Genomic DNA, 25,873 nt, shown 5'->3' with positions numbered 1-25,873 from the left:
TCTCATGCAGCATCATGCTTATAGCCGAACGTCTGCAGTGTTGTCTATTTTTCTTCCGGCTGTGCTCATCTGTCTGTTTTTTCTCTGGTCTCTTTATACGTTATGGTCAGCAGGACCTGAGCCGTTAGCTGTGTTAGGCGTTTATACACTGCCGATTCTCATGCTGTCTAGTATCACAGGACTGAACCAGCCGACAAATGTCGTCATTAGTGAAGATCAACTGAAGATAGGGGCTTTTGGCAGATGGCACACGTATGCAGTTTCTGATATTAAAGGAAAGCTATTTTTAAAGCCTTATCCTCATATTGGGAAAGTCTATGTCAGGGTGGGACCATCTCGTATATTCGGAGGGCGCTACTGGATATCCAGCGAGATGAGTGAGTACAAGCAGCTTGTTCAAACGTTACAGGATTTTGCGAAGGATGATGAAAAGGAGGATGCTGCTACATGAAATCAGCTGTCTTTTATTCTTCAGAGGACATTCGGTATGAGGAGCGGAACCGACCAGTCATCGGTGATGATGAAGTTCTGTTAAAGCTGCGAGCCTGCGGCTTATGCGGAACGGATATTTACAAAGCAACGCATGAGACAGTACCTCCTGGGACGGTGTTAGGACATGAAATCGCTGGTGATATTGTCGAGACTGGCAAGTGCGTGACAAATGTCCAAACGGGAGACAGGGTTTATGTGGCGCATCATGTGCCTTGTTTCACCTGTGACTTTTGTCAAAAGGGGTTTTATACAATGTGTCCGCAGTTTACAGCCACAAATGTAGAGCCAGGCGGGTTTTCAGAATATATCCGTGTACCTGCTTTGCATGTCAAGCACACGATGGGCAAGCTCCCAAAAGACGTATCGTATGAGCAAGGGGCGATGGTAGAACCGGTTGCTTGCTGTCTGCACGGATTTGAACGAGCACCTGTTCATCCAGGTGATTCCGTCTTGATTCTTGGAGCGGGGCAAATTGGCTGTATTCAATTGCAGCTTGCCAAATATTACTTAGCTGGAAAAGTGATGATAACAGATGTGAATGAGAACAGGCTGCTGCAAGCGAGAAGTTTAGGTGCAGATGCCGCTTTTCATCCAGCCGCTGAGCCAGTGGAAAACCGGGTGATGAAAGAAACAAATGGAAAGGGAGCAGATCTCGTCATTATTTCTGTTGGGAGCAGTGCGCTTTTAAAAGAGGCGTTTCAAGCTGTAGCGCGAGGCGGGACGATTTTGGTGTTTGCCCATTTTCCAAAGGGCGATGTGGCTGTTCCTGCTGAACGATTTTTCAATGATGAAGTGAAGGTAGTAGGAGCCTATTCCTCTCATCCATATCACTATCGTGAAGCCCTTGAGCTTCTGAAAGCAAAAGTGGTCAACACTGAAAAGATGGTGACGCATCGTTATCCGTTAAGCCAGCTGCTTCAGGCGATAGAATGTGCGAGGCATCCTGAGGGTGAGAGCGTTAAAATCATGATGTATCCAGATGAATGAATGTATGAGATTGAAAGAGAAAGAGAAGTTCTTTGGAAAAGGGCTTTGCCTTTCTCTTTTTTTCTGACAAAAGATGAAAACGCTTAAAAATGAGAGAGAAATGCTTGACTTCGATGACACTTAAACGTATGATGATTACAAATGTAACACATAAGAACAAATGTAAAGGGGAGAGAAGAAATGCAAAAACAAATCACTTTGCCTGAACAGATTAGTCATGAGAAATTAGCAGATTTATATAAACAAATGTGGTTAGTGAGATATTTTGATGAAAAGGTCGATCAATTCTTTGCAAAAGGACTTATCCATGGCACCACTCATTTATGTGTTGGACAGGAAGCATCAGCTGTTGGATCGATTGCTGTATTAAAAGATAAAGATAAGATCGTCAGCACACACAGGGGACACGGGCACTGTATTGCAAAAGGGGCCGAGGTCAATAAAATGATGGCTGAATTGTTTGGACGTGAAACCGGCTATTGTAAAGGAAAAGGCGGCTCCATGCATATTGCAGACTTAGAAAAAGGAAATCTTGGGGCAAATGGAATCGTTGGCGGCGGTATCCCGCTGGCAACAGGTGCAGCGCTCACATCTAAAATGAAGCAGGAAGGCTTTGTTGTTCTTTGTTTCTTCGGAGATGGTGCCACAAATGAAGGCAGCTTCCATGAAGCATTAAACCTTGCATCCATTTGGGATTTACCGGTTGTGTTTATTTGTGAAAACAACCAGTACGGCATGTCTGGCCCTGTGAAAGAAATGATCAATATTGAAGACATTTCAACAAGAGCAGAAAGCTACGGAATGCCAGGAAAAACGGTTGATGGGAATGACATGGTCGAAATTATGAACACAGTAGATGAAGCAGTCAGCCGTGCGAGAGCGGGAGATGGCCCATCACTTATTGAAATGAAAACGTACCGCTGGAAGGGTCACTCTAAGAGTGATGCGAAAAAATACCGTACACGTGAAGAAGAGACAGAGTGGAGACAAAAAGACGGAATCAAACGCTTTAAGTCTCTCTTGATTGAACTGAATGTTTTGACAGAAGAGCAGGCAGCAAGCTTACAGGAAGAAGCAAAGCAGGAAATTGAAGCGTCTGTAGAATTCGCCAAAAACAGTAAAGAACCGTCAATTGACACACTATTAGAGGATGTATACGCCTAATTAGGAGGGGAATCACGTGACAAAAACAACAGTGAGAGAGATTTCATATTTAGAAGCCGTTCGAGAGGCTATGAGTCAGGAAATGAGAGAAAACCAGGATGTCTTCATTTTAGGTGAAGATATCGGCGTATATGGAGGTGCTTTTGGGGTCACGCGCGGCATGATTGAAGAATTCGGCCCAGAGCGCGTTCGCAATACACCTATTTCAGAGGCTGCCATCGCAGGTGGGGCAGTCGGAGCGGCTTTAACTGGTATGCGTCCGATTTTAGAACTTCAATTCTCTGACTTTATTACAATCGCAATGGATCAGCTTGTGAACCAAGCAGCCAAAACACGATACATGTTTGGCGGAAAAGGAAAGGTGCCGCTCGTCGTGAGAACACCAGCAGGATCAGGAACTGGTGCAGCGGCGCAGCACTCCCAAAGCTTAGAAGCGTGGATGGCACATATTCCAGGACTCAAGGTGGTTCAGCCTTCAACAGCCTATGATGCAAAAGGACTTTTAAAAGCGGCGATGGATGATGAAAACCCTGTCATTTTCTACGAGCACAAGCTTTTATATAAAACAATCGGTGAAGTGCCTGAAGAGCAATATTCCATTCCTCTAGGGAAAGCAGATGTGAAAAGAAGCGGGAAAGACGTCACGATTGTAGCAACAGCGATTATGGTACACAAAGCGTTAGAAGCGGCGAAGGAACTAGAAGCAGAGGGAATCGATGTTGAAATCATTGACCCAAGAACACTTGTCCCATTAGATGAAGAAACGATTATCGAATCTGTGAAGAAAACAGGTAAATGTATCGTCGTTCATGAAGCGGTAAAACGAGGCGGCTATGGCGGAGAGATTGCAAGTATGATAGCGGAAAGTGAAGCCTTTGACTACTTAGATGCTCCAATTAAACGACTTGGCGGTCTTGCGGTCCCAATACCATACAACCCGACGCTGGAAAAAGCGGTCATTCCACAAGTGCCAGATATTATTGAAGCAGCAAAAGAGCTTGTGCGCTCTTAAGTAAAGGGGAGAAGATCATGCCAAAAGAGATATTTATGCCGAAGCTAAGCAGTACGATGGAAGTCGGCACCTTGCTTCAATGGTTTAAAGAAGAAGGAGATTCGGTTGAAATCGGTGAGCCTCTTTTTGAAATTATGACAGACAAGATCAATATCGAGGTGGAAGCCTATGATGATGGTATTTTTCTAAAGAAATATTATGAAGCCGATGATCAAATTCCAGTCAATGCTGTCATTGGATACATCGGAGAAGCAAATGAACAGGTGCCAAGTGAACCGCCAGCACAATCAGATGAAGATTCATCAGGCAGCAGCGAATCGTCTTCATCAGACGCGGGTTCATCCAGTTCTAGTGAAAGTGAAGCCCCAAAAACACCTAATGAAAAAGTTCGTGCCACACCTGCTGCGAGAAAAACGGCAAAGGATCATCATGTAGCGATTCATGAGGTATCTGGCACAGGACCTAAAGGCAGAGTTCAAAAGCGTGACGTCGAGGCGGCCGTCCACTCTAGTGAGAAAGATCAGCGCGTGTCACCGCTTGCAGAAAAAGTGGCTGCTCGTGAAGGAATCGATTTAGCGAATGTTGCTGGATCTGGTGCACACGGAAAAATTATGAAGAGTGATGTAACGGCAGCAGCTGTACAAACAGCAGAGAATTCTCCAGTGAAAACACAAAAACTAGCTGGCATGAGAAAAGTGATCGCTGATAGGATGTCACAAAGTGCCTTTACAGCACCGCACGTGACATTAACAAGTGAAATCGATATGACAAAAGCGAAAGAAGTACGCAAACAGCTATTGCCAGCGATTGAAAAAGAGACAGGCTACAGATTGTCGTTCACAGAAATTATCATTCATGCGGTCAGCAACGTACTCACGCGCCACCCGCAGATCAATATGACGTTTGAACAAAATGAGCTCCATTTCCATGATGATGTGCACATTGGTCTCGCTGTCGCTGTAAAAGATGGCTTAATGGTTCCAGTCATTTCTCATGCGAACCAAAAAGGGTTAAAACAGCTGACAAAAGAGGCGAAAGAAATCGGCCGAAACGCACGTGACCAAAAACTGCTGCCAGACCAGCTGAAAGGGTCCACTTTTACAATTAGTAACTTAGGTATGTATGCCATTGATACCTTTACCCCGATTATTAATCAGCCGGAAGTGGCGATCTTAGGGGTTGGGCGCATTCAAGAAAAACCTGTTGTGGTAGATGGAGAAATTCAGGTGCGGCCGATGATGGGTGTTAGTTTATCGTTTGATCACCGAGTGGTAGATGGCGCACCAGCGGCTGCCTTTTTAACAGACCTTAAAAAAGTGCTTGAACAACCATTTGAATTGCTAATGTAGGAGATGAATCGGATGACAAAAACGTATGATCTGACAGTCATTGGCGGAGGGCCTGGCGGGTATACTGCCGCCCTTCAAGCGGCTGAGCGCGGGCGGAAGGTTGCTTTGATTGAAGAGGATTTTCTAGGCGGTACTTGTTTAAATCGGGGCTGTATTCCTTCCAAGACACTGCTTAAACATGCAGAAGTCATTGAATCAATTGAGAAGGCGAAAAGCTGGGGAATTGAAACAGGTGATTTGGTCCTTTCCTTCGATAAAATGAGAAAGCGCAAAGATGACGTCATTGAAAAGCTTAGAGGCGGAATTGCTTTTCTATTAAAGCAAGGAAAGATTGATGTATATAACGGCAGAGGTACAGCTGTTACAAAGCACCGGATTGAGATTGAAAAACAAGATGGTTCAGAATCGATTGAAACGAAAGAGCTCATCATTGCCACTGGATCTTCACCTGCCATTCCGCCAATACCGGGGCTTAAAGACATTCAATTTGACACAAGTGATACGATCTTTGACATCCCAGATATTCCTGCTTCTGTCGTCATCATTGGCGGCGGTGTCATTGGACTTGAGCTGGCTTGTATCTTCCAGAGTCTTCAATCAAAAGTCACGATTATTGAAGCGGCTCCGTCCATTATTCCGCAAGAGGATGAGGAAGCATCTAAGCTGCTAGAAAAAGAATTAAAGAAAAAAGGTATCCATATCGCGAAGAAAACCACTGTGACAGAGGTGACAGAAAGCGAAGGAGTCAAAGCGATTCATGCAGCAGACGAAAAAGGGGAGACGCATATCTTTACGGCTGAAAGACTGCTTGTTTGTGTAGGAAGAAGACCTAGTGTATCTGCTGTCAGCAAGCTTGACCTTCAGCTGGATGGTCCTTTTATTAAGGTGAATGACAAGATGCAGACAAGTGTGGAAGGTGTCTATGCAGTTGGGGATGTCGCTGGCGGCTATCAGCTGGCTCACGCAGCGATGGCAGAAGCCGCTGTTGCGGTCAGTAATATTTGCGGTGTGTCTGAAAAAATGAATGCTGATGTCATGCCTAGATGTATTTATACATTACCAGAGGTAGCAAGTGTCGGTCTGACTGAGAAAGAGGCAAAATCCAAAGGACTTAACGTGCGGGCAGAACGATTTGATTTAGCGGCAAGCGGTAAAGCACTAGCGGCAGGTGATCAAACAGGCTTCATTAAATTGGTATACGATACAGCCTATGGTGAAGTGATTGGCGCGACGATGGTTGGCCCGCACGTCACAGAGATGATTTCAGAAGCTTCCTCCTTTATGTATTTAGAAGGAACAGCAGAAGAGATGGCGAAAATGATTCATCCGCATCCGACCATCTCAGAAGGTTTTTATGAAGCCGCTCTTGATATCGTGAATAAGCTGAGAAAATAATCAAGGGATAGGGAGGAGATGCATGTGCACGTCCAGCTTCATCAGAAAGCGGCACTTGTGACAGGTAGCACAGATGGATTTGGAGAAGCCATCTGCCTGGCTTTAGCCCGGGCAGGTGCACATGTTTTTTTACACACGTTTCATGATGAATCAAAGGCTAAAACCATTCGTGAAGACATTCAAAAAATGGGCGGTCAAGCGAGTATCATTCAGAACCCGCTGGAAACACCGCGTGATGCCACACGGATGCTGAGGCAAGTGATTGATACATGCGGTAAACTGGATATTTTGGTCAATCAAGCAGAGCAAGGAGCGGGAGCAGAGCTTGATGACGTGAGCCCTGATGAGTGGGTGGATGAAGTGGAATCGGCTGTGAATACCGTCTTTCTTTCCAGTCAGGCTGCCGTATGGCATATGGTTGATCAGAAGCAAGGCTGCATCATTAATATATCGTCATCAGGCAGTATCACAGGAGATGGCGGGATCTCGCATGCTACATCGAATTCTATGCTGAATGCGATGACAAAAGGGTTAGCGAGAGAATTTAAAGACAAAGGCATCCGGGTGCTTGCGCTGCTGCCGCCTCCTCTCCATTTGGTTCCTGATACAGAGCAAATCAAGGAGACTGTGGCCCATATGACGGTGTTCCTCAGTACATCCTATGGTGCATTTACAGATGGCGCGGCGATTATGCTTGATGGGGGTGAGAGCGCTGGCTAATGTTCAAAAACCAGTTCTCATCGTTGGCGGAGCCCAAGGGATCGGAAAAGAAATTGCTGAGCGTTTTTTAAAAGAAGGGCACCAAGTCGCCGTGTCAGATATAGACGAAAAGGGACTTTCGCTCTTAAAGACACAGTATCCTCAGCTGCTGACATTTCAAGCTGACGTTTCATCGTGGGAAAGTGTTCAGCAAATGATATCAGCAGCTGAAAGGGAGCTGGGCGGCATTGCTCACCTTGTGTATTCAGCAGGAATGACCAAATCACTGCCTTTTTTAGAAGTTGATTTTTCACTTTGGAAAAAGACACTGGCTGTGAACTTATATGGTCTTTACTATTGCATCAAAGCGTTGGCACCCTATATGTGTGAGCGGCAGGAAGGCAGTGTTGTCATTATTGGATCGGGATCTGCAATAACAGGCTCAGGAGGCGGCATTCAATATTATGCATCAAAAGCAGGTGCATTTGGATTGATGCGTTCGCTCGTAAAGGAACTAGGCTCGCATCATATACGGATCAACGTGATTGCCCCCCGCGTAATAGAATCTCAAATGCTTGATACGCTCTATCCTACTGTAGAGGAAAAACGGCAGCTGCAATCACTCATTCCCATCGGAAGATTAGGAAAACCTGAGGATATCGCAGGACTCACTTTATTTCTCACACGTGGCGAGGGGAGCTATTTGCACGGACAAATTATCCTGTTAGACGGAGGGAGAACGTATCAGCCGAAATATACTGAGGGAAAAAGAGCGGAGAGTTAATCGCTCTTTTTGTCATTTTCATAACAATTGTTCCAATTGGAAACGAATGTTTGGTATACTGGTAATCATAGTATATTAAAAGGATGATGTCACATGCTGAATTGGGAAGAAAGACGACAGCTCGTCAAAGTTGCTCATCTTTATTATACAGACGGGTGGACGCAGCAGGAAATTGCAAAAAAGCTCAATGTCTCAAGACCAGTCATTTCAAAGCTCTTACAAAAAGCAAAAGATGTGGGAATCGTTGAAGTGTACATTAAAGACGAAAGCATTCATACGGTGGAGCTTGAAAAGCAGCTAGAAACAACCTTTCAATTAACAGATGCGGTCGTTGTCCCAAGTGTCGGGACAATGTCTGAGATGGTGAAGCGGGCAGTCGGTCAAGCAGGCGCCTATTATTTGTCTAAAAACATGAAAAATGCGGAGAAAATCGGTATTTCATGGGGAACGACGCTTGCTGAGCTTGTAAAAGAATATCCGTTTGAACGAAGAAACGATGTGAAGGTCATTCCTTTAGAGGGCGGAATGGGCAGGCAGGCGGTCGACATTCATGCCAATCAGCTGGCATATGAGCTGGCAAAGAAAATGAACGGCACGTGTTCCTATTTATATGCTCCTGCGATTTTAGAAACAGAAGAATTAAAAGAACGGCTTATGGCGATGCAGGACATAGAAGCCGTGCTTGAAGAAGGCAGAAATGTGGATATTGCCCTCATCGGTATTGGCAACCCGCATAAAGGGTCAACTTTAAAAACAGTCGGTTATTTAAAAGAAGAGGACTTATCTGGTTTAAGGCAATCAGGGGCAGTCGGTGATATTGGCTTTCGTTTCTTTGATGGAGAAGGAAAACCTGTCCAAGATGAACTGAATCAAAAAGTCATTGGCTTATCGCTGGAACAATTAAAGAGCGTCAAAACGGTCATCGCTGTTGTAGAAGGAACCCATAAAGCTGAGAGTATTTTAGGGGCTTTAAATGGCGGCTTCATCCAAGTACTGGTGACAGACGAACTAACGGCGGCAGCCATTTTAAAGGAAGCGTCCGTCCAATAAAAGGCTGGCAGCGTTCGAATGGTATAACAAGAGCAACATCAAACGAGAAAGGAGCTGTGTATCTTGAAGAAAACCGAAATGGAAGCAAACCTACATTGTACTCGGTGCCAAGAAGAGACCCTCCACAGCATCGTTTATGTGAATGATCAGATGAAAAGCGTTGAGTGTATAGAGTGTCATCAAAAGATCAGTGTGAAAGTCGACATCATGAAGGAATTTTACAAGGAAGTATACGAGAAAATAGCGACAAAGCCAAAGCGGATCACGCAGGAATATAAGTCGAACCTGAATGGATTTATCTCAAGACTCCCAATCCGCGTGCTTAGTAAGCCATATCGGCTCATGAGATATTTAAACGAATCATACAAAGTGATCAAACAATATAAAAAATGAAGCAGAGCACTGTTTAGCGCTCTGCATCCGCGTGTAGGCAAACCCTCGCATTCTTTGTCAGTCCTCCGTTCCTGTGCTCACGAATGTTACATTCGCTCCGCTCCGGTACTCGTCTTTCCTAGACTGCAAAGGTTTTCTATCACGCTGAGAAGAAGGAAAAAAGCAGAGCACTGTTTAGCGCTCTGCTTTTTTTTGTGTTTTTTTCATATAATAATAAATAGGCAGTCCAGCCATGCCGATCAGCATGGAGATCAGGCAGCTTTTCCAATCGGTGATCATGGTGCTGATTAAGACGAATAATGAACCGATAATCGCAATGATCGGTGTCAGCGGGTAAAGTGGTACACTGTAAGCACGCTTCATTCCGCTGTTTTGTTTTCTCAGTTTAAAGACGGCGAAAAAGGCCATGACATAAAAGATGTAGATCATGAAAATCGATACTTCAGACAGCTTTTCGGGATTACTGACGATCATAAACACAATGGCGATCAAAATTTGCACAAATACAGCGATCCAAGGTGTTTTAAACGTTGGGTGAATCCGCGAAATCGCGTTGGCGAAAGGAATCTGCTTTCGTTCTGCCATCGCAAAAATCACACGTGGGAATGAAAGAACCTTGCCGTTCAAACAGCCAAAGATACTAATGATGATCCCAATACTAATGATTTTCCCGCCAATTGGCCCAAAGAGCATGGTAGCAGCAGTGCTTGTCGCATTTTCACCTAACTGGACGATTTGATCAGCTGGCAGCACGTGCAAAAGTGCGACATTAATAAAGAGATAACAAGCCGTCACGATTAAAATTCCGCCTGCCATTGCACGAGGAAGCAGTTTCTCAGGGTTCTTCATTTCACCCCCAAGCGCAGCTAGTAAAATCCAGCCATCATAGGCAAACAACGTAGCCAAAATCGCTGCACCGAAGTTCATTTGAGCAATACTATCGTTAACAGCCATAAAAATGTTTTCGTTACCTTTCCATAAGCCAAACACAATAATAGCGGCAATTGGGACAAGCTTTCCGATAGTGGTCAGCCCCTGAACAAATCCGCCGTATTTTGTTCCCATGATGTTGATGATACATAAAAATAAAACAGTGATAATGCCGATCGTTGTAGACCACAAAGTCGAAAGAGAAAATAAATTGGCTAATAATGAACCAAAATAAAGACCAAGTGCACCAATGATGGCTGGTCCGTAAATAATAATCTGCACCCAGCCGCATAAGTAGCCCCAAAATTCACCATACACTTCTTCAAGATAGGCGTACAAACCGCCGGTTCTCGGGATTTGTGTACCAATTTCAGCGACAGTTAGTCCGCCTGCAAGGGTTAAGATTCCACCTAACAGCCAAGCGAATAAGGCGATGTCTGAGCTTCCTGAATAGGAAAGGACGTTGCCTGGCTTCATAAAGACGCCTGACCCGATAATGGTCCCGATGACAAGAGATAGGGCGAAAAATAAGCCGATGTCTTGTTTTAACGCTGGTTGTTCTTTGTTCATTACACACGACCTCCTGCATCACTTTCGTACGTTACTGTGACATGTATTTTGTTCATTGTAATACGATTTTAGGAAAACAAGAATTAAAAAAATTTTCTGATTTTCGTATTTGTATTTGAAAGTGCTCGTTTATTGGAGATATTAGGGTAAATGTTGTGTTAAAAACGAACAATGAAAGTTTATTTTCGATTTAATGTTAATTTAATGACCGTAAACCGAACATCCAGTAAACGTGCGATCAAATGGTTGACTTTTCTTGAAAAATGAACTATTTTATTCATAAGGATATTATCTCGAATTCGAGATAATTTAAATTAGGAGTGAAAATAATGAAAATAAATGGGATTCACCACGTATCTGCGTTAACAGCCAATGCTCAGAAAAATGTTGATTTCTACCGCCAAATCCTTGGCTTAAAACTTGTAAAGAAAACAGTCAATCAGGATGACCCGTCTATGTACCACTTGTTTTATGGAGATGAGGTCGCTTCACCAGGAACGGAGCTAACATTCTTTGAAATTCCAATGCTTGCCCGCCGTTTGGAAGGGACAAATGCGATCACAAGCACAGGCCTTCTCGTTTCTTCTGAAGAGGCACTCACGTTTTGGGAAAAGCGGTTTGAAGATAAAGGCGTGCAGCAAGAAACAGCTTCCTTGAGAGGCGGAAGACCTGCTTTGCGTTTTAAAGACCCAGAAGGGCAGCAGCTGTTTTTAACAGTAGAACCGAACGCACAAGAAGAAGGCTCACCGCCAGTGCATGACGATATTCCGGCAGAGTATGCGATTAGAGGTTTAGGTCCAGTTGAATTAACTGTTGCAGAAGCTGATAAGACGATCCGTGTTTTAACAGACATCCTTGGATTCACTGAAAGAGCACGTGAACAATCAAATGATGGTGAGATCGTGACGATTTTTGAGTCAGGAAATGGCGGCGCTGGAACAGAAATTCATGTGATCGAAAAAACAGAAGGGCCTTCTGAGCGTTCGGGAAGAGGAAGTGTGCATCACGTCGCATTTCGCGTGAAGGATGCAGAAGAGCTTGAAAAATGGTATGAAAAAATATCAAAAGCAGGCTTTACGAACTCTGGTGTTGTAGAACGTTTTTACTTTAAAGCTCTTTACTTTAGAGAGCCAAATGGTATTTTATTTGAAATTTCAACTGATGGTCCTGGGTTTACAGTCGATGAAGGGGTGGATGTACTTGGCGATCAATTAGCCCTTCCGCCATTCCTAGAGCATAAACGAGCAGAAATTGAACAAAGATTAACGCCAATTCAGTCGTCATAAAAAAAGCAGCTCATCAACTGAGCTGCTTTTTTTATTAGGAACTGACCTGCTTAGATTCAGATTGTGTTAATGTGACCTGCTTTGTTTCTTGTTTTCCGTTTCGAATGAGGGTGATGCTCACGGTGTCTCCTACTTTTGCATTCGTGTATAGCTCATGACGTAATTCGCTGCCAGTTTTGATTTGTTTCCCATTGATGCCGGTAATGACATCCTCTGATTTTAAGCCAGCTTTGGCGGCAGGTGAACCTGCGGCAATATCTTTGACGTACACGCCTTGATCGAGCTGACTGCTTTTGAGTCCGAGTGTTTCTTTCTGATACACATTTGGAACTTGTTCGAGATCCAGCATGCTGATGCCGATATATGGACGTTCAATTTTTCCTTTTGCGAGAAGCTGATCAGCGATTGGTTTGACATCATTGATTGGCAGTGCGAACCCAATGCCTTCTACACCTGTTTCAGAGATTTTCATACTCGTGATCCCCACAACCTTTCCGTCTGTCGTCAGAAGCGGGCCGCCGCTGTTACCTGGGTTAATGGCTGCATCTGTTTGAATGACATTAATGCTGCTTTCGCCTGCTGATGTGTTCATTGAGACTGTTCGGTCGACACCGCTGACAATTCCTTGTGTCACCGTTCTTGAAAGATCTTCACCAAGCGGGTTTCCGATCGCAATGACAGTTTCCCCAGCACGCAGTGAGGAGGAATTGCCTAATGCCGCAACCTTTGTCACATGACTGCTGCTAATTTCCACAACGGCTAAGTCAGTGAGCGGATCAGCTCCGACCAGTTTTCCTTCAATGGTTTTGCCATCATGTAAGGATACGGTTAATTTATTTGCCCCTTCAATGACGTGATTGTTTGTTAAGACATAGGCTTTATTGCCTGATTTTTTGAAAATCACTCCTGAGCCTGTACCGGTTTTTTCCTCTTGACTGCTTTTGTTTTGCTGTGATTCATCGAAAGGCGTATTGAAATCGCCAAAGCTCGTGTCTGTTTGCGTTTGGTAGTTTGTAATGCCGACAATAGCTGGTGATACATTTTCGACCATGCTGGAGATGCTGTTTGATGAATTTGATGTTTGGACGGCTGTTGTTTTTGACGAATTCGTGTGATTTGTCGATACTGCTTCTGTTTTCGCTGCCGAATCATTTGCAGTGCTGTCTGATGAATGCTGAGCATATGGCGTAAGAACGTAAATGCTTAACGCTAATATACCGCCCACAACACCGCTGACAAATGGCTTAAACCAGCCGTTTGGCTTTTTCTGTTTTTGAGGTTGTTCAATTTTTTGTCGTTCATGAGAAGGGTGTTTGTCATCTTTGTGCTGTGTCATTTAAATCACTCTCTTTCATTGATTTTTTCATGTATGTGTTCTAGGTGTTTTACCGTATGTGGTGGAGACTGACTTTATCGTAAGAAAAAAGTGTGGGATAAAAATGAAAACATTGTGGGAAATTGTTAAAATAAGTAGTGAATCTAAGCAAAATAGAGGAGATTAAACTGTGGAGACAATCGGAATTATTGGATATGGAAGTATGGCTGATATGATGGTGCAAAAGTGGCTGGAAAATGGGGTGCTGCATGCTCATCAAATTATGATTCATACAAGAAGTGAAACGGAGCGCCTGCTTCAGCTCAAAGAAAAGCACCAAGATATCAACATTTGTTCATTAGACGACCTTTGTGCGTCATGTGATATATTGTTTGTCTGCGTGCCGCCGTTTGCAGTACTTGATGTTCTGGATCAGATGCCTTCTCAAGCGAGAGAGGTACATATTGTGTCAGTAGCAGCAGCTGTGACATTGGAAAAGTTACAAGGGCATACAACACAGCCAGTGTCTAGATACATCCCAACACTCACGTCAGCTGTTGGAACGGGCGTATCTCTTGTTGCGCATGGTGCAGCCGCAGGACGTGAGGAAAAGGAGCGTTTGCACCGTCTGCTTTCAGCTTTTAGCATCGTCAGGGAAGTAGAGGAAGATCGGTTTGATGCGGCGAGTAATTTGACAAGCTCATCTCCTGGTTTTATCGCTGCTCTTTTTGAAGAAATGGCGAAAGCGGCTGTGAGAAATAGTGATCTTTCCTTAGAGGAAGCGAATGAATTTTTAACGTATGCCCTTTTAGGTACCGGCCAGATCCTCGAAGAACGAGGCCTAACCTTTGCTGAAACTGTCGATAGAGTGGCGACAAAAGGGGGAATTACAGGAGAAGGTGCAGAGGTCATTCAACAGCAGGCACCTCAGATGTTTGATGATTTATTTACACAAACCATGAAGAAATATGAACAGCTGAAATCGCAGATCAATGAAGCGGATAAACACCACTAAAGACATAGTTAGTGGTGTTTTATTTGTTAAAAAAATCCTTTCTAAAACAGCCTTTTGACCTGTATTATCTGAGTCTAAATTCCTTATTTTCGGACATTGTATTGAAAAATCAATCAAGTTCTCATATAATTTTTTAGAAAATTTAGAAAAATATACACAAATTTTATGTTTAATTAAAGGGGGATGGGAATGAAGTTCTATCTATCTGTCGATATGGAGGGAATTACTGGTCTAGCTGATCATACATTTGTTGATTCACGCCAGCACAACTATGAGCGGGGCAGACGCATTATGACGGGTGAAGTGAATGCTTGTGTAGAAGCGCTTCTTCAGCATGGTGCAACCGACATTTTGGTCAATGACAGTCATTCTAAAATGAATAATCTTTTGATCGAAGAACTGCATGAAGAGGCAGTTCTCATATCAGGTGACGTAAAGCCTTTTTCAATGGTGCAAGGATTGGATCAAACCTATGATGCCGCTGTTTTTTTAGGCTATCATGCAAGGGCATCAATGAAAGGTGTGATGTCCCACAGTATGATTTTTGGGGTCAGACATTTTTACATAAATGATCAGCCAATTGGGGAAATGGGCTTTAATGCGTATGTTGCAGGCTACTATGGTGTTCCAGTGATTCTTGTTTGCGGGGATGATCAAGCAGCACGTGAGGCAGAAAAGCTGATGCCTGGTGTGAAAACAGTGGCAGTGAAAGAGACCATCTCAAGATCTGCTGTGAAATGCTTACCTCCTGCCAAAGTCAATAAACAAATCTCGCAGCAAGTGGAAGCCGCGATGAAACAGATTGATCAAATGAAGCCGCTGACACCTCCTGATCAGCCGCTGCTTAAGATTGAGTTTGCCAATTATGGACAAGCCGAATGGGCGAATTTAATGCCGGGTACTGCCATCATAGAAGGAACAACGACTGTGACGTACCAAGCAAACAATATATTAGAAGCCTATCAAGCGATGCTTGTCATGACAGAGCTTGCCGCACGTACAACATTTTGTTAAGCGAGGGGGAGACAGCAGATGGCCAGCTTTTTGCTCAAGCGTTTTATTGCGATGATCGCTACAATCTTAACGATTACGACTTTAACGTTTATTTTAATGAAGGTCATCCCAGGATCACCTTTCAATGAAGAACGAAATACAAACGAAACCGTCCAGCGAAACCTCGAAAGCTACTATCACTTAGACGAACCACTCTATGTTCAATATGTCATCTATTTAAAATCCATTGTTACCTTTGATTTTGGTCCTTCCATTAAAAAGCCTTCTGAAAGTGTCAATGATCTATTGGCGAGAGGCTTCCCAGTCTCATTAGAACTTGGTCTTATCTCAATATTGATTGCTGTTATCTCTGGCATTCTGCTAGGGGTCATGGCTGCCCTCCGGCATAATGGTTTGATTGATTACATCGCCATGACCATTGCTGTTTTCGGTATATCCATTCCAAACTTTATCTTTGCTACCCTGTTAATTCAGCAACTTGCTGTCAATTTGAAGCTCTTTCCTACAGCGATGTGGACAAGTCCAATGCATATGGTGCTGCCTACAATCGCTCTTGCTGTCGGCCCAATGGCGATTATCGCCAGGTTAACGAGATCGAGCATGATTGAAGTGCTGTCGCAAGATTATATCCGTACGGCCAAAGCAAAAGGACTTTCTCCCTTTAAAATTGTATTTAAGCATGCGCTTCGGAATGCACTTTTACCCGTTGTGACCATTCTTGGAACACTTGTCGCAAGTATTTTAACAGGAAGTTTTGTCATTGAAAAAATATTTGCCATTCCTGGAATGGGAAAATACTTTGTCGAGAGTATTAACAACCGTGATTATCCTGTCATCATGGGAACCACTGTTTTTTACAGCATTATTTTAATCACACTTCTCTTCATTGTCGATGTGGCGTATCGTCTCCTTGACCCAAGGATTCAGCTGCATCAGAAAGGAGGAAAGGCATGAGTATACACCTTCAGCATGATCCACCGAACAGACATCCTGAAGTGCCGGACGAATGGTTTTCTCCTCGAGAGCAAAAGAAAACGGAAGCCCATGCCATTAAAAGACCCTCTCTTTCCTATTGGGCAGATACATGGAGGCGGCTGAAGCAAAATAAGCTTGCGATGTTTAGCCTATCGGTCCTGATTTTTCTTTTTGTCATGGCAGTCTTAGGCCCATTGCTTGCGCCAAATAGTGTGACAGAGCAGCGTCTTTCGATGCAAAATCTGCCTCCCTCGGCTGCTCACTGGTTCGGAACAGATGAGCTTGGACGAGATGTGTTCACACGCACTTGGTACGGAGCACGCATTTCGTTATTTGTGGGCGTCATGGCAGCTCTGATTGATTTTGCCATCGGCGTGATTTATGGAGGCATAGCTGGCTATAAGGGCGGCAAATACGACCATGTCATGATGCGGATTGTCGAGGTGCTCTACGGACTTCCTTATTTACTCGTCGTCATTTTATTGATGGTGCTCATGGGGCCAGGGCTTGTCACCATTATTGTAGCGCTCACTGTCACCGGATGGATTGGAATGGCAAGAATTGTGAGAGGTCAGGTTCTTCAGCTGAAAAGCCAGGAATATGTCCTTGCCTCAAAGACCTTTGGTGCCAAAAGCCTGCGGATCATTCGCCGTAACCTGCTGCCGAATACGATGGGGCCCATTATCGTTCAGATGACCCTGACTGTACCGACCGCGATATTTGCTGAAGCGTTCCTAAGCTTTCTTGGTTTAGGTATTCAAGCACCGTTTGCAAGCTGGGGCGTGATGGCCAATGATGCATTGCCGACTGTGCTGTCAGACAATGGACATTGGTGGCGTTTATTTTTCCCGGCATTTTTCATTTCACTCACGATGTTTTGCTTTAACAATTTAGGTGATGGCTTGCAAGATGCGCTTGATCCAAAGATGAAGAGGTGAAGCGCTTTGAAAAAAGTTCTACAAATTATCGATCTGCACGTCAGCTTTCGGACATACGGCGGTTCAGTTCAAGCAGTACGTGGAGTGAATGTCGATGTATATGAAAAAGAAACACTGGCCATTGTGGGAGAATCAGGCTGCGGAAAAAGTGTGACATCACAAAGCATTATGAGGCTTCTGCCTGCATACAGCGCGCATGTTGATCAGGGAGAAATCTGGTTCCAAGACCGCAACTTGCTGTCATTATCTGAAAAAGAAATGCGCGCCATACGAGGTGTCGATATTTCGATGATCTTCCAAGATCCGATGACGGCATTGAACCCTACCTTGACAATAGGGGATCAGCTGATGGAGGCGGCAAAGGAGCATCAAAAGCTGACGAAAAAAGAAGTGCAAGAAGCCGCCATACAGATGCTTGATTTGGTCGGTATTCCGCAGCCGAAGGAGAGATTAAAGCAATACCCGCACCAATTCAGCGGGGGAATGAGGCAGCGGCTCATGATTGCCATGGCACTGATTTGTGAGCCAAAGGTGCTAATCGCAGATGAACCGACGACTGCGCTGGATGTGACCATACAGGCACAAATTTTAGAGCTGTTTAAAGAGATTCAGAGGAAAACAGGGGTTACCATTATCTTAATCACACACGACTTAGGGGTCGTAGCCCAAGTCGCTGACAGGGTAGCGGTCATGTACGGAGGGAAAATGGTTGAAACCGGAACAAGGCAAGATATTTTTTACAGTCCGCAGCATCCTTATACAAAAGGGCTCCTGCAATCCGTTCCAAGACTTGATATGAAAGACGAACTGATTCCAATTGAAGGAAGCCCGCCTGATTTATTCGCTCCGCCAAAGGGCTGTCCGTATACCGATCGCTGCCCGGCAGCGATGAAAGTGTGTGATCATATCATGCCGCACGAAACGCAGCGGTCACCTACTCATACAGTGCATTGCTGGCTCCAGGATGAGCGAGCGAATCAAGCGATGTTATCTTCAACACAAAGGGGGAGTTTTTGATGAGGAAAAAAGGGTGGATCATCAGTATTTGTTTGTTTATCATCATGCTGCTCGCTGGATGTACAGCCAATGAGCAAGCAGGTAAAGGATCATCAAGCAACAAGGATGAAAAGAAAGTATTAACCTTAAATAACGAAAACGAGCCGACGTCATTTGACCCGCCGATTGGTTTTAATAATGTATCGTGGCAAGGATTGAATAACTTAATGGAGGGATTAACGAGGCTGAATGAAAAGCACGAACCATCTCCTGCAATGGCGGAAAAATGGGAGATTTCAGATGACGGCAAAACGTACACATTTCATTTAAGAGACGGCATCAAGTGGTCGAATGGTGACCCAGTGAAAGCGAGTGACTTTGAATATGCGTGGAAGCGCCTGCTCGATCCGAAAACAGGCTCTTCTGCATCGTTCTTAGCTTACATGATTGAAGGCGGAGAGGCATTTAACAGCGGAAAGGGAAAGAAAGAGGACGTAAAAGTCAGTGCTGAAAATGACAAAACGCTAAAGGTCACACTGGCATACCCGCAGAAATCGTTCTTAAATATGACCGCAAACCCTGCCTTTTTCCCTGTCAATGAGAAGGTAGCTGAGAAGGACCCTGACTGGGCAAAGGATGCCAAAACCTTTGTTGGGAATGGACCGTTTCAGCTGACAGAATGGAAGCATGATGAGAGCTTCACTATGGAAAAAAGTGAGACGTATTGGGACAAAAAAACAGTCAAGCTGGATCAGGTAAAGTGGCTGATGATCAGTGATCGAAACACTGATTATCAAATGTATCAATCGGGAGATTTAGATACTGCCTTCGTCCCAGCAGAACAAAGTGAAAATTTGCTGAAAAATAAAGATGTGCAAATTGAAGATCAGGCCGGACTGTTCTTTTATCGTCTGAATGTGAACATGGAACCTTTTCAAAATAAGAACATTCGCAAAGCCTTTCAAATGGCGATCAACCCGCAAGAAATCGTGGATTATGTAACGAAGAATAAAGAGAAGCCAGCTCGCGCCTTCGTTTCGCCAGGGATTCTAGATTCAAAGGGTGAGGATTTCAGAGAAGCTGGCGGTGATCTTGTCAAACAAGATACGAGTGAAGCTGCGAAGCTATTAGAAAAAGGGCTGAAAGAAGAGAACTATTCAAAGCTGCCGCCCGTCACATTGACATATAGTACAAAGCCTGAGAATAAGAAAAAAGCTGAAGCCATCCAGCAGCAATTAAAAGAAGCGCTGGGTGTGGACGTGAAGCTTGCAAACATGGAAGCCAATGTATTTGCAGAAGATCAAAAGGCACTGAAATTCCAATTCTCGCAAAGTTCATTTTTAGCAGACTATGCAGATCCGATCAATTTCCTAGAGAGCTTTCAAACAGGAAATGCGATGAACCGGACTGGATGGTCAAATGACACCTATGATCAGCTGATTAAAAAGGCGAGCCAGGAAGCAGATGAACAAAAAAGAAACAGCATCCTTCATGATGCAGAGGCACTTCTCATTGAAGAAGCACCGATCATTCCAATTCATTTTTATAACCAAGTTCATTTGCAAAAAGAGGGTGTGAAGGGAATTGTCCGCCACCCTGTTGGGTATATCGATTTGAAATGGGCGCAAGTAGGAGAGTAATTAAAGGAAATGAGGAACACGGACGCTTTGAACCAAAGCGTCTCAGCGCGCGGACAAACCCTCGCATTCTTTGTCAGTCCTGCGCTTCGGTGCTCACGAATGTCAAATTCGCTCCGCTCCGATGCTCGTCCTTCCTAGAATGCAAAGGTTTTCAGGTCACGCTGAATAGAAGACAAAGGGCTAAAATAAAGATCATTTTAGCCCTTTGTCAACAATATGGGACGCTTTGAACCAAAGCGTCTGTTCCTTTATTCGTTCATTTTATGGAGAAGATGCCCATAGATTGAAAGAAACAAAGAGAAAGAGGGGATTGGCATGAACCAGCTGCCAGCAGCACTTCAAACAGGGGATACGGTGGGGATTATTGCACCAGCAAGCCCGCCTGATGAATTGAAATTAGCAAAAGGGATTGCCTTTTTAGAAAGTCTCGGGCTGAAGGTGAAAAAAGGAAAGTATCTCGATTGCCGGTACGGGTATTTAGCAGGTCGTGATCATGAAAGAGTGGAAGATCTTCATGGAATGTTTCAAGATCCAGAAGTCAAAGCGGTTATTTGTGCCTGCGGAGGATATGGAACTGGAAGGCTTGCGGAAGCCATTGATTATGACCTCATTCGCCGGAATCCAAAAATCTTTTGGGGTTATAGTGACATTACGTTTTTACATACGGCCATCCAGCAGCAGACCGGTCTTGTGACCTTTCATGGTCCAATGCTTTCCTCTGATGTGGGACTTGAAGAGGTCCATCCGTATACGAAGGATACCTTTTTGCAGCTGTTCACGCCGAAGGCCTTTACGTATACGCATCACTTGTCACCTCTTCATACCTTTTACCCCGGTACCGCTTCAGGTGACATCATAGGAGGGAATCTTGCTCTCATCGTGACAACACTTGGTACACCTTTTGAAATTGATACGAAGGGGAAGCTGTTGTTCATTGAAGATATTGACGAAGAGCCCTATAAAATCGATCGCATGATGCAGCACCTCACCTCTGCTGGAAAATTGGATGATGCGGCTGGATTCATCATTGGAGATTTTCATCAATGTGAACCAAAAAAGAAAGACCAGTCCTTAACCTTGGAACAGCTGTGGGAGAACTATATTGTACCGCAAAAGAAACCTGCACTTGGCGGCTTTCGGATCGGTCATTCATCACCCAACTTTGCCATTCCAATGGGCGTGCAGGCTGCATTAGATGCGGAAGGGAAAAAACTGCACATTTCCCCAGGGGTCGCAGCGAAAGAGGCGATCAAATGAAAATTGTGGATGTTCGTACATGTAGAACGAGTGTACCGTTAAAAAAGCCTTTCAAAACCGCTTTAAGAACGGTGTATGACGCAGCATCTCTGATCGTCATCATCACATATGATCAAGGTGACGTCAGCTACGGAGAGGCAGTTCCCACATCGGTGATTACAGGAGAAACGCTGGAAAGCATCGACTATGCCATCTGTGAAGTCATCAGACCCATTTTGCTCGGGGCTTCCTTGACAGAATATGAACAAATCTTTTCTGCTATGAACCGCGTGCTCGCATGCAACACAAGCGCAAAGGCTGCGATCGATATGGCCATGTATGATGGATTAGCAAAGCAGGCAGGACTTCCGCTTTATCAATACCTTGGTGGATATCGTCATCAGCTCGAAACCGACTATACGGTCAGTGTAAACCGGCCGCTTGAGATGGCAGAAGATGCGAAGCAATACGCAGCTGAAGGCTTTCAGACGTTAAAGATCAAAGTAGGAAAAGAAGACATACACACGGATATTCAGCGGATCAAGCGGATTCGAGAAAAAGTCGGGCCGGATATTCAGATCAGGCTCGACGCAAACCAGGGCTGGACGTGGAAGGAAGCGATCATAGCCATTCGAAAAATGGAAGCGCTGAATATTGAACTAGTAGAACAGCCAGTGCCAAAAGAAGATATTGAAGGTTTGCGCCGTGTGACGGAAGCAACTGAAACATTGATTATGGCAGACGAAAGCATTTTCAGTTTCCATGATGCGATCAAGGTGCTTGAAACGAGAAGCTGCGATCTGATCAATTTAAAATTAATGAAATCAGGCGGCATAAAAGAAGCACTAAAAATCAATGCCCTGGCCGAAGCCTACGGTGTTCAGTGCATGGTTGGCAGTATGATTGAGTCAAAGCTTGGCATTACAGCAGCCGCACATTTCGCCGCGAGCCAGCCGAATATCACCCGCTGCGATTTTGATGCCCCGCTTATGCTGAAAGAGGACATGATAGACGGAGGAATCGTGTACAAAGGAAAAGATATATTTTTACCGCTGCATCATGGGTTAGGCATTCAAGGGGTGAAAGGAGTCTCGTGATGATATATGAATCAAAGGTTCCAGTCGCTAACGTATGGACAGCGCCGCATTCGCCGAGAGAAATCGATCGAAAGGTACTTCAGGACTCCATCAACATCAAAGAATGGATTGACCAGCAAACATACGAAGAAAAATTGGCTTTATGTGAAGAAAATTTGATTCAATCTCAAATACTGCTCGGCGAACGAGTGATTGGATTAGAAGAGACAGATGGCTGGATGAAAGTCGTCATTCCACAGCAGGCCAGCCGGAAACATCCAGAAGGCTATCCAGGCTATATACCTGCTGAGCAATTAATCCAAGTAACAGAGGGAAGTGCGTCAGCTGTATCTCTTATCGTTTGTCAGAAAAAAGCCACGCTATATCAAAACGGGAAAGCAGATATGGAGATTAGTTTTTTAACAGAGCTGGCAGCAGTTAAAGAAACAGGTGATCAATTTCATGTTGTCACCCCGGTAGGAATAAGAGAAATTAACAAAGCGGATGTACGCCCAGTATCGCAAGCTTTCTCTATGAGCGGCAAAGATGTCGTAGACACAGGAAAACAATTTATGGGCCTTTCTTATTTATGGGGAGGCATGAGCAGCTTTGGCTATGATTGTTCAGGCTTTGCTTACAGCATGTACAAAGCGTGCGGATATCTTTTGCCGAGAGATGCAAGTGACCAAGCAGTTCAAGGAACGCCGGTTACATCAAGCCATTTAGAACAAGGCGATTTGCTGTTTTTTGCAAATGATAACGGAAAGGGAGCGGTCCGCCATGTAGGGATTTACGCTGGGGACGGGATGATGCTTCATTCGCCTAAAACTGGCAGACAAATTGAGCTTCTCTCCCTTTCTGGTACTTCATATGAAAAAGAATGGGCAGGTGCAAGGCGGTATTTACCAAGCGAGAGGAGGAGCGATCATGACAGTTGAACCACTTTTACAAGTAAACAACCTTAAAAAACATTTTCATCTTTCGAAAGGGAGAACCTTAAAAGCGCTGGATGGTGTCTCTTTTCAGTTGAAACAAGGTGAAACCTTTGGTCTCGTTGGCGAGTCTGGCTGCGGCAAATCCACACTTGGAAAAGTGCTCATGCGTCTTTATGAACCAACAGATGGTGAAGCCTTATATGAAGGGAAAAGTCTTCACCACCTTTCTAAAAAAGAATCATTTGATTTCAACCGGCAAATACAAATGGTCTTTCAAGATCCGTATTCCTCCTTAAATCCGAGACTGTCAGTAAAAGATATTATGCTGGAGCCAATGGAGATTCATCAGCTTTATGGCAGTCAAAAGAAAAGGATTGCCCGCGTGCAAGAACTGCTCGAAGCGGTAGGATTAAGCTATGATTTTGCCACCCGCTATCCGCACGAATTTAGCGGGGGACAGAGGCAGAGAATCGGCATTGCAAGAGCACTTGCCTTAGCGCCAAAGTTTATTGTCGCAGATGAGCCGATTTCTGCACTAGACGTCTCCGTTCAAGCGCAGGTCGTGAATCTGCTGAAGAAACTGCAAAAAGAGGAAGGATTAACATTTCTCTTTATTGCACATGACTTGTCGATGGTGAAATATATTAGTGACCGGATCGGTGTCATGTATTTAGGTCATCTCGTCGAATTGACGACGAGTGATGCACTATATCAAACACCGCTTCACCCATATACACAAGCCTTGCTGTCTGCAATCCCTATTCCAGATCCTGACGTAGAGGACAAGCGCAAAAGGTTTATTTTAAAAGGAGAAATTCCAAGTCCAGTGAACCCGCCAAGCGGCTGTGTATTTCGAACAAGATGTCCTGCCGCGATGGATGTGTGTGCTGAAAAAAAGCCAGCATTACAAGCGGTGGAAGAAGGACATGAAGTCGCCTGTCATTTATATAATAGAAAATAGGACAAGCCAAATAAAAGCCAGCAAGTAGACAAGCTGTTCTACACGCTGGCTTTTTTAGTGGATGAACGCCGAATAGGCAATGTGCAGCATCTGAAAGAGCCGCCGGATTTAATAATTTCAGAAAAGTCCACTTCAATGACGGTGTATCCGTGAGCGGTTAATGCAGCATTTGTTTCTTGGTTGATGGGCAAGCTGATCACCTTTTTCTGCCCAATGGATAAAACATTTGGTCCAAGTGTGAATTGCTCTTGTTCACTGATTTCAATCAAATCATAATACGTTTTGAGCAGCTGAAGGTCCTTTTGTTTGAACGCTTCAGGGTAAATTAATAACTTGTCATGAGACAGAATATTCATCACACAATCAAGATGCAAAATGTGAGGAGGAAGGTGAATCGGAATGATGTCGTGATCAGGCAGTTCCTTTTTGAGCTGATAGATAGCGGATGGACTGGTTCTTTTGCTCGTGCCAACAAACACACGGTTCTGATCCACAAGCACATCGCCGCCTTCAATCGTTCCGTCTGTCAAAGTGACAGCTGACCATCCTTTTGCCTGTGCCCATTCTTTTAGGTATTGTTCTTCCCCTTGCCTAACCGGAGCGGCCATACTTGAAACAAACAGTGTATGTCCAATCGTAAACCCAATATCCCGAGTGAAGACTTGTTCAGGGAAGCGGTCATTCGCAGGGAGCAGGATGGGCCGTACTTGATGATCTTTAAGCGTTTGGATCAATTGCTTATGCTGAGCGACTGCTTTCATTTGAGAAATATTTTCTTTCGCAAAATGTTTCTGGGTTTCATTAATAATTTGTTTGATTTCCATATAAATAGGACTGCATAAAAGAACTTCTTGTAAATCGTCATATTCACTCATGCATTGCGGCATTTTGTATACTTGTTCTGCTCTCATAGAATCCATCAAATGGCCTCCTTGTTCGTTCATAGTTCTATTATTCCTTCTTCTAGTCATGGTTGAAACATTTCCGAAAGAAAATCTCTCACATAAGACTAAAGCAAAAAGTTTAGACAAACCTAAAAGAATAGTGTTTAATAAAAGTCGTTCCGCATTCACGAAAACAGCAAGAAGGAGCTATGATGATGAGTGAAGAAAATTTCAAATACTGCAAGGAATCGAAAGTTGTTAAAACCAGCAGGGTGTTCCCTCTCGATACGAATAACCACGAAACGTTATTTGGCGGGAAATTAATGAGTTATATAGATGACATTGCCTCCATCTCGGCAGCAAGACACAGCCGCAGTGAAACGGTCACAGCTTCAATGGATTCTGTTGACTTTTTAGAGCCGATTGGACAAAAGGAGTCAGTATGCTTGGAATCCTATGTCACATGGGTTGGCACGTCTTCTATGGAAGTGTTCGTCAAAGTCATTAAAGAAAACTTGATGTCTGGAGAGCGCAGACTCGCAGCGACTTCATTTCTGACATTTGTCTCATTAGATGAAAACGGAAAGCCTAAACGAGTCCCGCAGGTGATGCCGGAAACAGAAGAAGAGATCATGCTTCATCAAACAGCAAAGCAGCGGGCAGAGGAAAGAAAAAGCCGCCGAAAGCATAGTAAGGCGCTTGCTGACGCACTCGGGACAGATAAACCTTGGGCGTAAAAATCACCCTTTAAGCGGTGATTTTTTTCTATGTCAGTAT

At 44.3% G+C, this 25,873-nt stretch carries 25 protein-coding genes; 22 read left to right on the top strand and 3 right to left on the bottom strand.

The annotated features are described in order from the left end of the window. Positions 1–4: 4 nt before the first annotated feature. The 10 genes from MHI60_RS01280 (at position 5) to MHI60_RS01235 (ending at position 9,325) form a co-directional block, all read left to right on the top strand. Positions 5–451 (top strand): hypothetical protein, encoded by a 447-nt coding sequence (locus tag MHI60_RS01280; protein ID WP_144470250.1) that lies wholly within the window; start codon positions 5–7, stop codon positions 449–451. Continuing rightward, positions 448–1,479 (top strand): alcohol dehydrogenase catalytic domain-containing protein, encoded by a 1,032-nt coding sequence (locus MHI60_RS01275; RefSeq protein WP_144470252.1) that lies wholly within the window; start codon positions 448–450, stop codon positions 1,477–1,479. Before MHI60_RS01280 ends, MHI60_RS01275 begins: the two co-directional genes overlap by 4 nt. A 180-nt stretch (positions 1,480–1,659) precedes the next feature. After that, complete coding sequence (gene pdhA, locus MHI60_RS01270) at positions 1,660–2,643, top strand: pyruvate dehydrogenase (acetyl-transferring) E1 component subunit alpha (RefSeq protein WP_144485057.1); 984 nt, start codon at positions 1,660–1,662, stop codon at positions 2,641–2,643. Positions 2,644–2,674: 31 nt separating this feature from the next. Then, positions 2,675–3,655, top strand: a complete 981-nt coding sequence (locus tag MHI60_RS01265; protein ID WP_144485431.1) for an alpha-ketoacid dehydrogenase subunit beta — start codon at positions 2,675–2,677, stop codon at positions 3,653–3,655. A 17-nt stretch (positions 3,656–3,672) separates the two neighbouring features. Then, positions 3,673–5,004: a dihydrolipoamide acetyltransferase family protein gene (locus MHI60_RS01260; RefSeq protein ID WP_144485059.1), complete on the top strand. Its 1,332-nt coding sequence runs from the start codon at positions 3,673–3,675 to the stop codon at positions 5,002–5,004. A gap of 12 nt (positions 5,005–5,016) precedes the next feature. Continuing rightward, the gene (gene lpdA, locus MHI60_RS01255) at positions 5,017–6,399 is read left to right on the top strand and encodes a dihydrolipoyl dehydrogenase (protein ID WP_144485061.1); all 1,383 of its coding nucleotides are present in this window, start codon (positions 5,017–5,019) and stop codon (positions 6,397–6,399) included. A gap of 18 nt (positions 6,400–6,417) precedes the next feature. Next, complete coding sequence (locus MHI60_RS01250; RefSeq protein WP_260856418.1) at positions 6,418–7,119, top strand: SDR family NAD(P)-dependent oxidoreductase; 702 nt, start codon at positions 6,418–6,420, stop codon at positions 7,117–7,119. Then, on the top strand, positions 7,097–7,882 hold the full coding sequence (locus MHI60_RS01245; protein ID WP_144485432.1) for an SDR family oxidoreductase: 786 nt from the start codon (positions 7,097–7,099) through the stop codon (positions 7,880–7,882). The genes MHI60_RS01250 and MHI60_RS01245 overlap by 23 nt, the downstream gene beginning before the upstream one ends. Before the next feature lie 93 nt (positions 7,883–7,975). Continuing rightward, positions 7,976–8,932, top strand: coding sequence for a sugar-binding transcriptional regulator (locus tag MHI60_RS01240; RefSeq protein ID WP_024424944.1), 957 nt, complete (start codon positions 7,976–7,978; stop codon positions 8,930–8,932). Between the two features lie 63 nt (positions 8,933–8,995). After that, on the top strand, positions 8,996–9,325 hold the full coding sequence (locus MHI60_RS01235) for a bh protein (RefSeq protein ID WP_144485063.1): 330 nt from the start codon (positions 8,996–8,998) through the stop codon (positions 9,323–9,325). Positions 9,326–9,499: 174 nt separating this feature from the next. Here the strand turns inward: MHI60_RS01235 and MHI60_RS01230 are convergent, their stop codons facing one another. After that, positions 9,500–10,825 (bottom strand): amino acid permease, encoded by a 1,326-nt coding sequence (locus MHI60_RS01230; protein ID WP_144470260.1) that lies wholly within the window; start codon positions 10,823–10,825, stop codon positions 9,500–9,502. Positions 10,826–11,154: 329 nt separating this feature from the next. Between MHI60_RS01230 and MHI60_RS01225 the strand changes: the two genes are divergently transcribed. Beyond that, on the top strand, positions 11,155–12,111 hold the full coding sequence (locus MHI60_RS01225; protein ID WP_047203045.1) for a ring-cleaving dioxygenase: 957 nt from the start codon (positions 11,155–11,157) through the stop codon (positions 12,109–12,111). A gap of 34 nt (positions 12,112–12,145) precedes the next feature. Here MHI60_RS01225 and MHI60_RS01220 read toward each other — a convergent pair whose 3' ends face one another. Then, a complete protein-coding gene (locus MHI60_RS01220; protein WP_144485067.1) occupies positions 12,146–13,447 on the bottom strand; it encodes a trypsin-like peptidase domain-containing protein in 1,302 nt (433 codons plus the stop codon). Positions 13,448–13,616: 169 nt separating this feature from the next. Here MHI60_RS01220 and proG point away from each other — a divergent pair, with 169 nt between their 5' ends. The 10 genes from proG (at position 13,617) to MHI60_RS01170 (ending at position 24,212) form a co-directional block, all read left to right on the top strand. Beyond that, the gene (proG, locus tag MHI60_RS01215) at positions 13,617–14,441 is read left to right on the top strand and encodes a pyrroline-5-carboxylate reductase ProG (protein ID WP_144485069.1); all 825 of its coding nucleotides are present in this window, start codon (positions 13,617–13,619) and stop codon (positions 14,439–14,441) included. A 189-nt stretch (positions 14,442–14,630) separates the two neighbouring features. After that, positions 14,631–15,455 carry a M55 family metallopeptidase gene (locus tag MHI60_RS01210; RefSeq protein ID WP_144485071.1) on the top strand — a complete coding sequence of 275 codons (825 nt, stop codon included), beginning with the start codon at positions 14,631–14,633 and terminating at the stop codon, positions 15,453–15,455. An 18-nt stretch (positions 15,456–15,473) separates the two neighbouring features. Continuing rightward, the gene (locus MHI60_RS01205; RefSeq protein WP_041116384.1) at positions 15,474–16,409 is read left to right on the top strand and encodes an ABC transporter permease; all 936 of its coding nucleotides are present in this window, start codon (positions 15,474–15,476) and stop codon (positions 16,407–16,409) included. Further along, complete coding sequence (locus MHI60_RS01200; protein WP_034281490.1) at positions 16,406–17,368, top strand: ABC transporter permease; 963 nt, start codon at positions 16,406–16,408, stop codon at positions 17,366–17,368. The genes MHI60_RS01205 and MHI60_RS01200 overlap by 4 nt, the downstream gene beginning before the upstream one ends. A gap of 6 nt (positions 17,369–17,374) precedes the next feature. Further along, a complete protein-coding gene (locus MHI60_RS01195) occupies positions 17,375–18,385 on the top strand; it encodes an ABC transporter ATP-binding protein (protein WP_144470272.1) in 1,011 nt (336 codons plus the stop codon). Beyond that, the gene (locus tag MHI60_RS01190; RefSeq protein WP_144470274.1) at positions 18,385–20,004 is read left to right on the top strand and encodes a peptide ABC transporter substrate-binding protein; all 1,620 of its coding nucleotides are present in this window, start codon (positions 18,385–18,387) and stop codon (positions 20,002–20,004) included. The genes MHI60_RS01195 and MHI60_RS01190 overlap by 1 nt, the downstream gene beginning before the upstream one ends. A gap of 315 nt (positions 20,005–20,319) precedes the next feature. Further along, complete coding sequence (locus MHI60_RS01185) at positions 20,320–21,261, top strand: LD-carboxypeptidase (RefSeq protein WP_048238634.1); 942 nt, start codon at positions 20,320–20,322, stop codon at positions 21,259–21,261. After that, entirely contained in the window at positions 21,258–22,337 is a 1,080-nt protein-coding gene (locus tag MHI60_RS01180) for a dipeptide epimerase (RefSeq protein ID WP_144485073.1), read from the top strand. The genes MHI60_RS01185 and MHI60_RS01180 overlap by 4 nt, the downstream gene beginning before the upstream one ends. Continuing rightward, a complete protein-coding gene (locus tag MHI60_RS01175; RefSeq protein ID WP_144485075.1) occupies positions 22,337–23,254 on the top strand; it encodes an NlpC/P60 family protein in 918 nt (305 codons plus the stop codon). The genes MHI60_RS01180 and MHI60_RS01175 overlap by 1 nt, the downstream gene beginning before the upstream one ends. Beyond that, positions 23,244–24,212, top strand: coding sequence for an oligopeptide/dipeptide ABC transporter ATP-binding protein (locus tag MHI60_RS01170; RefSeq protein ID WP_144485077.1), 969 nt, complete (start codon positions 23,244–23,246; stop codon positions 24,210–24,212). Before MHI60_RS01175 ends, MHI60_RS01170 begins: the two co-directional genes overlap by 11 nt. Before the next feature lie 38 nt (positions 24,213–24,250). Here MHI60_RS01170 and MHI60_RS01165 read toward each other — a convergent pair whose 3' ends face one another. After that, complete coding sequence (locus tag MHI60_RS01165) at positions 24,251–25,132, bottom strand: dimethylarginine dimethylaminohydrolase family protein (protein WP_144485079.1); 882 nt, start codon at positions 25,130–25,132, stop codon at positions 24,251–24,253. A 179-nt stretch (positions 25,133–25,311) separates the two neighbouring features. Here MHI60_RS01165 and MHI60_RS01160 point away from each other — a divergent pair, with 179 nt between their 5' ends. Next, on the top strand, positions 25,312–25,833 hold the full coding sequence (locus MHI60_RS01160) for an acyl-CoA thioesterase (RefSeq protein ID WP_048238873.1): 522 nt from the start codon (positions 25,312–25,314) through the stop codon (positions 25,831–25,833). The last annotated feature ends 40 nt before the right edge of the window (positions 25,834–25,873 follow it).

Origin of the sequence: Bacillus sp. FSL K6-3200, from assembly GCF_038630485.1 — a bacterium.
GTDB lineage: Bacteria > Bacillota > Bacilli > Bacillales > Bacillaceae > Bacillus > Bacillus safensis.
The sequence above is the reverse complement of the archived record's forward strand: the minus strand, read 5'-3'. Positions and strand labels throughout refer to the sequence as shown.

Coding starts and splice junctions, on each gene's coding strand:
- MHI60_RS01280 (WP_144470250.1), top strand. CDS start 5: ATGCAGCATCATGCTTATAGCCGAACGTCTGCAGTGTTGTCTATTTTT.
- MHI60_RS01275 (WP_144470252.1), top strand. CDS start 448: ATGAAATCAGCTGTCTTTTATTCTTCAGAGGACATTCGGTATGAGGAG.
- pdhA (WP_144485057.1), top strand. CDS start 1,660: ATGCAAAAACAAATCACTTTGCCTGAACAGATTAGTCATGAGAAATTA.
- MHI60_RS01260 (WP_144485059.1), top strand. CDS start 3,673: ATGCCAAAAGAGATATTTATGCCGAAGCTAAGCAGTACGATGGAAGTC.
- lpdA (WP_144485061.1), top strand. CDS start 5,017: ATGACAAAAACGTATGATCTGACAGTCATTGGCGGAGGGCCTGGCGGG.
- MHI60_RS01250 (WP_260856418.1), top strand. CDS start 6,418: ATGCATGTGCACGTCCAGCTTCATCAGAAAGCGGCACTTGTGACAGGT.
- MHI60_RS01245 (WP_144485432.1), top strand. CDS start 7,097: ATGGGGGTGAGAGCGCTGGCTAATGTTCAAAAACCAGTTCTCATCGTT.
- MHI60_RS01240 (WP_024424944.1), top strand. CDS start 7,976: ATGCTGAATTGGGAAGAAAGACGACAGCTCGTCAAAGTTGCTCATCTT.
- MHI60_RS01230 (WP_144470260.1), bottom strand. CDS start 10,825: ATGAACAAAGAACAACCAGCGTTAAAACAAGACATCGGCTTATTTTTC.
- MHI60_RS01225 (WP_047203045.1), top strand. CDS start 11,155: ATGAAAATAAATGGGATTCACCACGTATCTGCGTTAACAGCCAATGCT.
- MHI60_RS01220 (WP_144485067.1), bottom strand. CDS start 13,447: ATGACACAGCACAAAGATGACAAACACCCTTCTCATGAACGACAAAAA.
- MHI60_RS01210 (WP_144485071.1), top strand. CDS start 14,631: ATGAAGTTCTATCTATCTGTCGATATGGAGGGAATTACTGGTCTAGCT.
- MHI60_RS01205 (WP_041116384.1), top strand. CDS start 15,474: ATGGCCAGCTTTTTGCTCAAGCGTTTTATTGCGATGATCGCTACAATC.
- MHI60_RS01200 (WP_034281490.1), top strand. CDS start 16,406: ATGAGTATACACCTTCAGCATGATCCACCGAACAGACATCCTGAAGTG.
- MHI60_RS01190 (WP_144470274.1), top strand. CDS start 18,385: ATGAGGAAAAAAGGGTGGATCATCAGTATTTGTTTGTTTATCATCATG.
- MHI60_RS01185 (WP_048238634.1), top strand. CDS start 20,320: ATGAACCAGCTGCCAGCAGCACTTCAAACAGGGGATACGGTGGGGATT.
- MHI60_RS01180 (WP_144485073.1), top strand. CDS start 21,258: ATGAAAATTGTGGATGTTCGTACATGTAGAACGAGTGTACCGTTAAAA.
- MHI60_RS01175 (WP_144485075.1), top strand. CDS start 22,337: ATGATATATGAATCAAAGGTTCCAGTCGCTAACGTATGGACAGCGCCG.
- MHI60_RS01170 (WP_144485077.1), top strand. CDS start 23,244: ATGACAGTTGAACCACTTTTACAAGTAAACAACCTTAAAAAACATTTT.
- MHI60_RS01165 (WP_144485079.1), bottom strand. CDS start 25,132: ATGGATTCTATGAGAGCAGAACAAGTATACAAAATGCCGCAATGCATG.
- MHI60_RS01160 (WP_048238873.1), top strand. CDS start 25,312: ATGAGTGAAGAAAATTTCAAATACTGCAAGGAATCGAAAGTTGTTAAA.